The organism is Ideonella sp., assembly GCF_041914305.1.
Taxonomy (GTDB): Bacteria; Pseudomonadota; Gammaproteobacteria; order Burkholderiales; family Burkholderiaceae_C; genus Ideonella.
Window position 1 is genome coordinate 20,632 of the sequence record NZ_JAYSDQ010000031.1, and the last position, 10,207, is coordinate 30,838.

General features: G+C 71.0%; 8 protein-coding genes. 3 read left to right on the forward strand and 5 right to left on the reverse strand.

What is annotated here, in order from left to right:
- Positions 1–5 precede the first annotated feature (5 nt).
- Both ACE3SG_RS27945 and ACE3SG_RS27950 read right to left on the reverse strand, forming a co-directional pair.
- Positions 6–554, reverse strand: a complete 549-nt coding sequence (locus tag ACE3SG_RS27945) for a lipoprotein insertase outer membrane protein LolB (protein ID WP_374569543.1) — start codon at positions 552–554, stop codon at positions 6–8.
- On the reverse strand, positions 551–2,407 hold the full coding sequence (locus tag ACE3SG_RS27950) for a tetratricopeptide repeat protein (protein ID WP_374569544.1): 1,857 nt from the start codon (positions 2,405–2,407) through the stop codon (positions 551–553). The genes ACE3SG_RS27945 and ACE3SG_RS27950 overlap by 4 nt, the downstream gene beginning before the upstream one ends.
- Positions 2,408–2,737: 330 nt before the next feature.
- Here ACE3SG_RS27950 and mutM point away from each other — a divergent pair, with 330 nt between their 5' ends.
- The 3 genes from mutM (at position 2,738) to mutY (ending at position 6,854) form a co-directional block, all read left to right on the forward strand.
- Positions 2,738–3,568, forward strand: coding sequence for a bifunctional DNA-formamidopyrimidine glycosylase/DNA-(apurinic or apyrimidinic site) lyase (gene mutM, locus ACE3SG_RS27955; RefSeq protein ID WP_374569545.1), 831 nt, complete (start codon positions 2,738–2,740; stop codon positions 3,566–3,568).
- A 113-nt stretch (positions 3,569–3,681) separates the two neighbouring features.
- A complete protein-coding gene (locus tag ACE3SG_RS27960; RefSeq protein ID WP_374569546.1) occupies positions 3,682–5,724 on the forward strand; it encodes a dynamin family protein in 2,043 nt (680 codons plus the stop codon).
- Positions 5,721–6,854 (forward strand): A/G-specific adenine glycosylase, encoded by a 1,134-nt coding sequence (gene mutY, locus ACE3SG_RS27965; protein WP_374569547.1) that lies wholly within the window; start codon positions 5,721–5,723, stop codon positions 6,852–6,854. The genes ACE3SG_RS27960 and mutY overlap by 4 nt, the downstream gene beginning before the upstream one ends.
- On the opposite strand, the gene ACE3SG_RS27970 is transcribed toward mutY, so the two are convergent.
- Genes ACE3SG_RS27970 through recN form a run of 3 tightly spaced genes read right to left on the reverse strand, consistent with a single transcriptional unit; the run spans position 6,801 to position 10,065 of the window.
- Positions 6,801–7,433 (reverse strand): LON peptidase substrate-binding domain-containing protein, encoded by a 633-nt coding sequence (locus ACE3SG_RS27970; RefSeq protein ID WP_374569548.1) that lies wholly within the window; start codon positions 7,431–7,433, stop codon positions 6,801–6,803. The two genes, mutY and ACE3SG_RS27970, sit on opposite strands and share 54 nt — an antisense overlap.
- Positions 7,430–8,353 carry an RNase adapter RapZ gene (rapZ, locus tag ACE3SG_RS27975; RefSeq protein ID WP_374569549.1) on the reverse strand — a complete coding sequence of 308 codons (924 nt, stop codon included), beginning with the start codon at positions 8,351–8,353 and terminating at the stop codon, positions 7,430–7,432. Before rapZ ends, ACE3SG_RS27970 begins: the two co-directional genes overlap by 4 nt.
- A complete protein-coding gene (recN, locus tag ACE3SG_RS27980) occupies positions 8,350–10,065 on the reverse strand; it encodes a DNA repair protein RecN (RefSeq protein WP_374569550.1) in 1,716 nt (571 codons plus the stop codon). The genes rapZ and recN overlap by 4 nt, the downstream gene beginning before the upstream one ends.
- Positions 10,066–10,207: the final 142 nt, after the last annotated feature.

A 10,207-nucleotide genomic window follows, 5' to 3' on the forward strand; every position in this document is an offset into this window, starting at 1 on the left:
TGGTGTCACGGGGTGCGGTCGAGCTTGGCGCGGACGACGACGCCGGGCGGGTCGATCCGCGTGGCCTCGACCAGCGCGTCGTCGGCCCACCGGGCCAGGTCGACCGACCAGCCGAGCTGGACGAAGCCCGGCGTGGCCGAGGCCAACGGTCGGTGCGGGGCTCCGTCCCACGGCCGGCCCTGCAGCCATTGCATCAAGGCAGCGAGCGGGATCGGCTCCCCCAGCGCTTCGCCGGTCATCGTGGCCAGGTCGGGAAAGTCGCGGCCACCCTGGCTGTCTTGCAACGAGGCACCGTGTTCGTTCCAGTGCGCCAGCGCGACCTGGGCGCCCAAGGGCCCGAGCAGGCGCATCTGGCCCTGGCGCTCGTCGCCGCTCAGCTCGAAGGCGGCGTTGTGCGACTGCGCCGGCTGGTCGCCGAGTGCGGCAACCTTGACCAGCAGCCGGCCGCTCAGCACGGGGGCCGTGCCGGGCTGCGGCGGCGCGCTGGCGCAGCCGGCCAGCACGGCGGCCGCGATCATGCCGGCCACGGCCCGCGCCCAACCGCGCAGCGTCACAGCTTGACCTTCAACCGGGTCAGCGTTTCCTGCAGCACGTCGTTGTCGGCCTCGCGGGCGCGGCCCTCGCGCCAGATGCGCAAGGCTTCTTCGCGTTGACCGGTGACCCACAGCAGCTCGCCCAGGTGGGCCGCCACCTCGACGTGGGGGCGTGCCTGGTGCGAGCGGCGCAGCAGCTTGATCGCTTCGTCGCGGTGGCCCAGCCGGTACTCGACCCAGCCCAGGCTGTCGACGATGAACGGGTCGTGCGGCGCCAGCGCGGCCGCCTTCTGCACCAGCCCCAGCGCTTCTTCGAGGCGGATGTTGCGATCGGCCAGCGAGTAGCCGAGCGCGTTGTGCGCGTGGTGGTCGTCGGGCTTGAGGGTGATCACGCGGCGCAGCAGCGCCTCCATGTCGTCGAAGCGGTTCAGCCGGTCGGCCACCATCGCCAGCTCGTACATCAGCGTGGTGTCTTCGGGCTCTTGCCGCAGGCCGCCCAGCAGCAGCTCGTAGGCCTCGGCCCAGTGGCGCTGGTCGCGCAGCACCTGGGCCTCGGCCAGCAGCCGGGTGCGTGCGTCGGGCTGGTCGCGCGCCGGTGCCTCGCGCACCAAGGCGCGGGCCTGTGCCAGCTGGCCGGCGCGGGCCATCAGGCTGGCGCGGCGGGTCAGCGTGGACATGTCCACGCGCGAGGGCTCGATCTTGTCCAGCCACTGGCCGGCGGCGCGCACGTCGCCGCGCTGCTCTTGCGCCTGCGATTGCAGCAGGTAGGCCAGTTCGATCATGCCTTGAAGGTCGTGCTTGTCGTCGCCTTCATCGCCGTCCTTGTCGGCCTTGTCGCTCGCCTGCGCGAGGTTGCGCGTCAGGTTCAGAAACTGGTCGAGCGCGCGGATGGCTTCGTCGGGCTCGCGCAGGTCGACCATGTAGGCGCCCAGGCTCAGCCACGCGGCCGCCTGGTCGGGTTGCTTGGCGACGACCTCACGCAACTGCACCGCGGCCTCGCCGATGCGCTGCTGCTGGTCCAGCGCGCGGGCATACGCCAAGCGCACGGGCGGCAGCGCATCGTCGCGCGCCAGATAGCCCTGCACCAGCGCTTCGGCGGCGGCGTCCTTGGGCATCAGCTCCAGTGCCAGCAGCGCCGGGCCGGGGGCCGAGGGTTCTTCTGCCAGGGCACGGCGGGCGCGCGAGAGTGCGACATCGGGCTGATCGGCCGCCAGCGCCATGCGGCCCAGCGCGGTGTGCACGGCGGTGCGCGTCGGTGCCGTATTGGCAAAGGGCGACAGCGCCTGCTCGGTGACGGCCAGCGTGCGGCGCTTGTCGGGGATCGAGCTCAAGAAACGCGGCAACGAGGCGATGGTGCCGGGCCGGTCCATCACCGGTTCGCGCTCGACCAAGGTGCGGATCGGCTCGCTCAGCTCGCCGGGCTTGTCCAGCGCCACCAGCAATTGCAGCTGCGTGCGCAGCGCGCTGGGCGAATCGGGCAGGGCGCTGCGCCACAGCTTGACGGCCGCCAGCGCTTTGTCCCCCGCGCGCGCCTGCGCCGCGAGCTCGACTGCGCGCTGGAACAGCCCCTCGTCGCGGGTGCGGCGGGCGGTGACCAGCATGCGGCCGAAGGCTTCGCCCAGGTCGCCGTTCTGGGCCTCCATCTCGGCGGCCAGCACGTCCAGGAACACCGACCCGTCCATCGCCGAATTGACGGCGGGAGCCTCGGCCTCCTTGGTTTCAGCGGTGGCGGGTGCCGCCTCGGGCTCGGCAGCCAGCACCGTGGTGCTCAGCAGGCCAGCCAGCGCAGCGGCCACGGCCAACCGGGTCGGGTGAAAAGGGGACGACAGCGGGGCGGAACGGCGCAGCTGGGCACGGGCAAAACGAGGCAGCATCGAATCTCCGGGAGGGCGTGGTCGATTCTAGGAGGCTGTCGGGCTCTGGGATGGGCTCGCGCCGAGGCGAGTTGCGCTGCGAGGCGAGGCGCCGGTGAGGCTGTGTGGCTCGGCCACACAACGAGTCGGCAACGAAGCATGGCGGCGCAATTCGCCTCGGCCCTTCGGGTTGGGCCTGAAAGGGGGGCCAATTCCGCGTAGCAAATGCTCGCCGGGTATCGAACCCGGCTGCGCTTTGCGCCTTGCCTGGACCCCCTTTCAGGCCCAACGCGAGCCCATCCCAGAGCCCGACAGCCTCCTAGGAGTGCCGCCCGCCCGGATAATTCCCCGATGCCCGAACTGCCTGAGGTCGAAGTCACACGCCGCAGCGTCGGCGGCATCGAGGGCGCGCGGGTGCTGGCGTTGCGCATGGGCAAGGCGTTGCGCTGGCCCTTGGGCATCGAGCCCGAATCGCTGGTCGGCCTGCAGGTCGGCCCGGTCGGTCGGCGCGGCAAGTACCTCTGGTTGCCGATGTTGCAGGCCTCGGGCCAGGCCGTCGGCGGGTTGCTGTGGCACCTGGGCATGTCCGGCTCGCTGGCATTCGGCGCCAGCCTGGGGCCCAGCGGCAAGCACGACCACGCCGAGCTGGTGACCGACCGGGGCCTGCTGCGCCTGACCGACCCGCGCCGTTTTGGTGCGGTGGTCTGGTCTGACGGGCTGGATGTGCTGCCGGCGTCGAAACTGCTGGCCAAGCTCGGGCCCGAGCCGTTCGACCCGGCCTGGACCGCCGAGGCCCTGCACGCCGCACTGCACGGCCGCCGCACCGCGGTGAAGCTGGCGCTGCTGTCGGGCGAGCTGGTCGTCGGCGCGGGCAACATCTACGCCAGCGACGCCTTGTGGCAGGCCGGCATCGACCCGCGCACGCCTTGCACCCGCATCGGCCCGGCGCGCGCCGCCAAGCTGCATGCCGCCGTGCAACAGGTGCTGACCGAGGCGATCGAGGCCGGCGGCTCGACATTGCGCGATTTCCGCAACGCGCACGGCGAAGTAGGTCAATATCAGGGTCTGGCGCGTGTGTACGGCCGGGCCGGCGAGGCCTGTGCGCGGTGTGGTGGCACCATCCGCCGCATCGTGCAAGGGCAGCGTGCGACATATTTCTGCCCCGGCTGTCAGCGGCGCTGAAAAGCGTAACGGCGTGACCGAAGGGCTTTGCTAGGATTCCCGTCCGCCGCGCGCTGCCCTGGCAGAGCTGGCACATTCGCTTACATGTACCGCCCGATCTGAACGCGACCACCATGCACCTGACCAACGCGGCCGAGCGCCAGCTCGCGATGCAGCCCTTCCTGGTGCCCGGGTTGGACGCGCTCGCCGATTGGCGCCTCGCGCTCGAGCGCGACCTGGCCACGCTGGAAGACTTCTTGTCCCAGAGCGATCTGCTGGATCCGGCGGCCTCGGGTGCGTCGCAGGCATTGCGCCAGCGTCTGGCCAGCGACAAGCTGGTGATCGCCTTCGTCGCCGAGTTCTCGCGCGGCAAGAGCGAGCTGATCAACGCGATCTTCTTTGCCGACGCGGGCCGCCGTGTGCTGCCGGCCACGCCGGGCCGCACGACGATGTGCCCGGTCGAGTTGTCGTGGGACGCGCACGAGCTGCCGACGCTGGACCTGCTGCCGATCGCCACCCGCCGCGAGGCCGCGTCGCTGGCCGACTGGCGCGCCCAGCGTGAGCGCTGGAAGCGCCTGTCGCTCGACCCGAGCGACATGCCGGGCCTGGCGCGCTCGCTGAACGAAGTCACCGCCACGCAGTTGGTGACGATCGACGAGGCCCGCACCCTTGGCCTTTGGTCCGACAACAATGCCTCGGACAACCCGCCGGTGCAGCCCGACGGCCGCGTCGAGGTGCCCTCGTGGCGCCACGCGATCATCAACTACCCGCACCCGTTGCTGCAGCGCGGCCTGGTCGTCGTCGACACGCCGGGGCTGAACGCGATCGGTGCCGAGCCCGAGCTGACGCTGGGCTTGCTGCCCAGTGCGCATGCCGCGCTGTTCGTGCTCGGTGCGGACACCGGTGTCACCCGGTCGGACCTGGACATCTGGAACGACCACCTCGGCGGCCAGGGGCTGGCCAGTTTCGTGGTGCTGAACAAGGTCGACACGCTGGCCGACCCGCTGGCCACGCCAGCCGAGCGCGAGCGCGCGATCGAGCGCCAGTGCGTGGAGACCGCCAACACCCTGGGCGTGCCGCGCGAGCGGGTCTTCCCGGTTTCGGCGCGGCAAGCTCTGGCCGCGCGGCTGGCCGGCGACGAAGCCGGGCTGGCAGAGAGCCGGCTGCCGGCGCTCGAAGCCGCGTTGAACGCCGACCTGCTGCCGCAACGCCAGACGGTGCTGGCCAAGGCCGTGATCAGCGGCGTGCAGTCGCTGCTGGAACACGCCACCCGCCGCCTGCGCGACCAGCGCCGCGCCAACGCCGAGCAGATGCTCGAGCTGCGCAGCCTGCGCGGCAAGAGCGGCGGCCGCGTGACGCAGATGCTGACGCGTGTGCAGGCCGACTCGGTCGAGTTCGAGCGCTGCACCGCGCGCCTGGCTGCACTGCGCACCGTGCACCTGCGCATGCTGCGCGAGGCGCTGCACGCCCTGTCGACCGACCGCCTGCGCGAGGCCGTGGCCAGCCTGCAGGCCACGCTCGGCACGAGCTGGTTCAACCTGCGCGCACGCGCGGCATTCCAGGCCTTGTGCGACGGGTTGACCAGCCAGATCGACAAGGCGGCGCACCAATGCGCCGAGATCAACCAGATGCTGCAGGCGACCTTCAGCCAGCTCAACAGCGAGTTCGGCTTTTCGCTCGCATTGACGCCGTCACCCGACCTCGCGCCTTTCCGCGAAGAGCTGCAGCTGATCGAGCGGGGCTACAGCCGCTACTTCAGCGTGACGCGGGCGATCCGCATGAACAGCTCGGCGTTCTCCGAGCAGTTCCAGCGCATGCTGATGTCCAAGCTGCGCGTCGTGTTCGACAACGCCTGCACGGAGGTCGAGACCTGGAACCAGATGGCCTCGCAGCAGATCGACGGCCAGTTCCGCGACCGCCGCAAGAGCCTGAAGCGCCGCCGCGAAGCGCTCGAGCGCATCCAGCAGGCCACCGGCGAGCTCGAGCAGCGGCTGGCCGAGGTCGAGACGCAGGACGCGCGATTGATGGAGCTGATCGAGCGCGCCTATGTGCAGGCCGGCGAGTTGCGCCAGCGTGCCGAGCGCGGGCCGGAAACGGCCGAGCTGTCGCCCGACGCGGTCGACACCGTCTCTGGCGGCGAAGCAATGCTGCAAGGCGACGGCCTGGCGCTGCCGTGAGCGCTGGCCGCGGCAGCGGCGCGCCTGACACGACCGCCGCGCCGGCCCGGCCGCTGGCCGATCGGGTGGTCGCCTGGCAGCGGCGGCATGGCCGCCACGCGCTGCCATGGCAGCAAACCCGCGATCCCTACCGTGTCTGGCTGTCGGAGATCATGCTGCAGCAGACCCAGGTCAGCACGGTGCTGGGCTACTACCAGCGCTTTCTCGAGCGCTTTCCCGATGTGGCCGCGCTGGCTGCGGCGCCGGCCGACGATGTGCTGGCGCTGTGGGCGGGCCTGGGCTACTACAGCCGCGCGCGCAACCTGCACCGCTGTGCGCAGGCGGTGGTGGCCGAGCATGGCGGCGAATTCCCGCGCAGTGCGCAGCTGCTGGCCACCTTGCCCGGCATCGGCCGCTCGACCGCGGCAGCGATTGCCGCGTTCTGCTTCGACGAGCGGGTGGCGATCCTCGACGGCAACGTCAAGCGGGTGCTGACGCGCACGCTGGGTTTCGGCGACGACCTCGCCCAGGCGCGCCACGAGAAGGTGCTGTGGGCGCGGGCCGAGGCACTGCTGCCCGAACCCGCGAGCATGGTGGCCTACACGCAAGGCTTGATGGACCTGGGCGCCACGCTGTGCTCGCAACGCGCACCGCGTTGCAACGCCTGCCCGCTGACCGACGACTGCGTGGCCAGGCGCGAAGGCCGGCCCGAGGACTACCCCGTCAAGACCCGCAAGCTCAAGCGCAGCCAGCGTGCGATCACGCTGCTGTGGCTGACGCAGGGCGAACAGGTCTGGTTGGTGCGGCGCCCGGCGACGGGCATCTGGGCGGGCCTGTGGTCGTTGCCCGAATTCGGTTCCACCGACGAGCTGCAGCAGGCATCGAGCGATTGGCCCGGCGGCAGCGAGGTGCTGCCCGGCTTCACCCATGTGCTGACCCATCTGGACTTGCGGTTGCAGCCGGTGCAGCACCGCCTGCCGGCCGATGCGCGGGCCGACGCGATGCTGCAACAGCGTTGGCCAGAAGGCCGCTGGGTCGAGCGCCGCGAGTTGCCCGCCTTCGGCCTGCCGGCGCCGGTGACGAAACTGCTCGGCCGCTCAGATCAGCTGTTTGCTGCGCAAGAACTCGTCGACCAGGCCGAGTCGCTGTAGCGGGTCGGTCAGGGCCATCAACTGTTGGCGTGCGGCCAGCGGCACCGGCAGCAGCTCGCACCAGCGGTTGGCCACCCAGCCAGCATCGTCGAAATGCTGCTCGTCGGGCAGCTCGGCTTCGGGCCGCTGCGCGAGCGCCGCATACGCACGCTGCAACGCCTGCACGGCATCGGCAAAGCGCTCACCGGGTGGCTCGGCCGGGTCGTTTGGCAGCAGCGTCACGCCGCTGGCCTGCCACAGGCCGTCGCGGTTTTCCTGCAGCGTGGTCCATTGAAAACGCGCACCCCCTGCACAGCGCACTTTCAGCACACCGGGGCTCATCGCATCGACCTCCACCAGCTGCGCCAGCACGCCCATCGGCTCGAAGCGGGTGGTGACTGCGGCAGCGCCCGGCTTGCGCACCTTACCGCCTTGCAGCAGGCACACCACGCCGAACGGCTGTTGCTCGCGCATGCAGCTGGACACGAGGTCGAGGTAGCGCGCCTCGAACACCTTCAGCGACAGCCTGCCGCCAGGGAACAACACGGTGCGCAGCGGAAACAGCGCCAGCGTGTCAGGCGCGTGGGCAGCCAATGTCATGCGCGTTCATCCAGCTCGCGATGGCGGCGCAGCGTGGCCACGCGGCCCGCGAAGCGCTTGGCCAACTGCTCGACAAAATAGACCGATCGGTGCTGGCCGCCGGTGCAGCCGATGCATACCGTGAGGTAGCTGCGCTGGTCTTGCTCGAACGACGGCAGCCAGCGCCGCATGAAGCCTTCGATCTGGGTCAGCATCTCGCCGACCTCGGGCTGCTCTTGCAAGTAGGTGGCCACGGGCTCGTCGCGCCCGGTCAAGGGCCGCAGTTCGCGGATGTAGAAAGGGTTGGGCAGCACACGCACGTCGAACACCAGGTCGGCATCCAGCGGCACGCCTTGCTTGAAGGCGAACGATTCGAACACCAATGTCAGCCGGCTGCTGGTGGCGTTGACCAGCTCGCGCAGCCACAGCCGCAACTGGGCCGGGCGCAGCTGCGAGGTGTCCAGCACGGTCGAGCGTTCGCGCAGGTCGGCCATCAGCTGCTGCTCGAGCTCGATCGCGTCGACCAGCGCGCGGTGCGGGTCGCCCTCGTGGTTGGGCGCGCTCAAGGGGTGCGGGCGGCGAGTCTCCGAGAACCGCTTGACCAGCGCCTCGGTGCTGGCGTTGAGAAACACGCTGCGCACGTCGACACCTTCGGCGCGCAGCTGGTCCAGCACCGGCAGCAGGTGCGGCAAGGAGCCGGCGGTGCGCACATCGACCGCAATCGCCATGCGGCGCACGCCATGGCTGCTTTCGACGCGGATGAACTCGCGCAGCAGCTCGGGCGGCAGGTTGTCGACGCAGAAATAACCCGCGTCTTCCAGCGCATGTAACGCGACCGACTTGCCGGAGCCGGAGATGCCGGTGACCAACACGACCTCGCGCGTGACGGGCGTGGCGTCCGCCGGCGAAGGGTCGGGTGCGGGGCCTGTAGCGTCGCTCATGGCGATGGTTTCGCGCGGGCTGCGCGCGGCGTCTCGTGCACCGCGCGCTGGATCAGCTCTTGCGCATGGGCCAGGCTGGTGCCGGACTGGCGATCACCGCCCAGCATGCGCGCCACCTCGGCCACGCGGGCCTCGCCATGCACCGGTGCGATCTGGCTCAGCGTCTGGCCGCGCTCGGTGGCCTTGGCGACGACGAAGTGGCAATCGGCACAGGCGGCCACCTGCGGCAAATGGGTGACGGCCAGCACCTGAGCACTGCGGCCCAGCTGCTTCATCAGCCGGCCGACCGAGTCGGCCACGGTGCCGCCGACGCCGGTATCGATCTCGTCGAAGATCAGCGTGGCGGGGCTGCTGGACGCATGGGCGCCCGCCTGGCGCGATTGCGCGGTGGTCACGGCGATCGCCAGCGCGAGACGCGACAGCTCACCGCCCGATGCCACCTTGCCCAGCGGCCGCGGCGCGCTGCCGGCATGGCCGGCGACCAGGAACTCGACCGTCTCCAGTCCGAACGACTGCGGCTCGTCGATCGCGTTCAGCGCCACCTCGAAGCGTCCACCGGCCATGCCCAGCTGCTGCATCGCCTCGGTCACGCGCTGCGCCAACGGCTTGGCGGCCTTGTGGCGGGCGGTGCTGACGGCCTTGGCTTCTTTGTGCCAGGCAGCGCGCGCGTCGGCCACGCGTTGCTCCAGCCCGGCCAGGTCGGCGGCCTCGTCCAGCGCCTGCAGCGCCACGCGCCATTCAGCCAGCAGCGCGGCCAGCTCTTCGGGCGGGCGGCGGTAGCGCCGTGCCAGGCTCAGCCAGGCCGACATGCGGTTGTCCAGCTCGGCCAGGCGGGCCGGGTCCAGCTCGGTGCGTGACAGGTAGGCGTTCAGCGTGTGGGCGGCGTCTTCGAGCTGGGCCTGCGCGCCTTGCAGCACCTCGAGCACCGGCGCGAGGCGTGGGTCGAACTCGGCCACGTCTTCGAGCGCAGCCAGTGCGCGGGCGACGCGGCGCGACGCGTTGTCGTCATCGTCACCCGACACCGCACGCGCCGCCTGGCCGGCGCCGTCCATCAACGCCTGGGCGTGGGCCAGGCGCTGGTGCTCGGCGTTGAGCTCGGGCCACTCGTCTTCGCCCGGGGCCAGCTTGTCCAGCTCGCCGATCTGCCATTGCAGCCGCTCGCGCTCGCTGGCCAGCTCGCCCTGGCGGGTGCGGGCCGATTCCAGCGTCTGGCTGGCGGCGCGCCAGTGGTCGAAGGCGGTGCCCATCGGGCGCACGTCGACGCCGGCCTGCTCGTCCAGCAGCGCGCGCACCGAGGCTGGCCGCGTCAATCCCTGCCACGCGTGCTGGCCGTGGATGTCGATCAGGTGGTCGGCCACCTCGCGCAGCTGCGCAGCGGTGGCGGCGCTGCCGTTGATGAAGCCGCGGCTGCCGCCCTTGGCATCGACGATGCGGCGCAATAGCAGCGTGCTGTCGCTGGCATCGAAGCCGGCCTCGTCCAGCCAGCCCGACAGCGCGGGCGGCAGGTCGAACGCGGCGGTGATTTCGGCCCGCGCGGCGCCTTCACGCACGACATGGCTCTCGGCGCGGGCGCCGAGCGCGAGTTGCAGCGCGTCGATCAGGATCGACTTGCCGGCGCCGGTTTCACCGGTCAAGACCGAGAAGCCGGCGTCGAACTCGACGTCCAGCGTGCTGACGATGACGAAATCCTTGAGGGTGAGGCTCTTGAGCATGGTGAAGAAATTCAGACGGCGCCGGGCCGCCCCAAGGCGGCTGAGCACCCCCTCGGGGGGCGGGCGCGAAGCGACCTGGGGGCGAGCCAGACGGCGCCGGGCCGCCCCAAGGCGGCTGAGCACCCCCTCGGGGGGCGGGCGC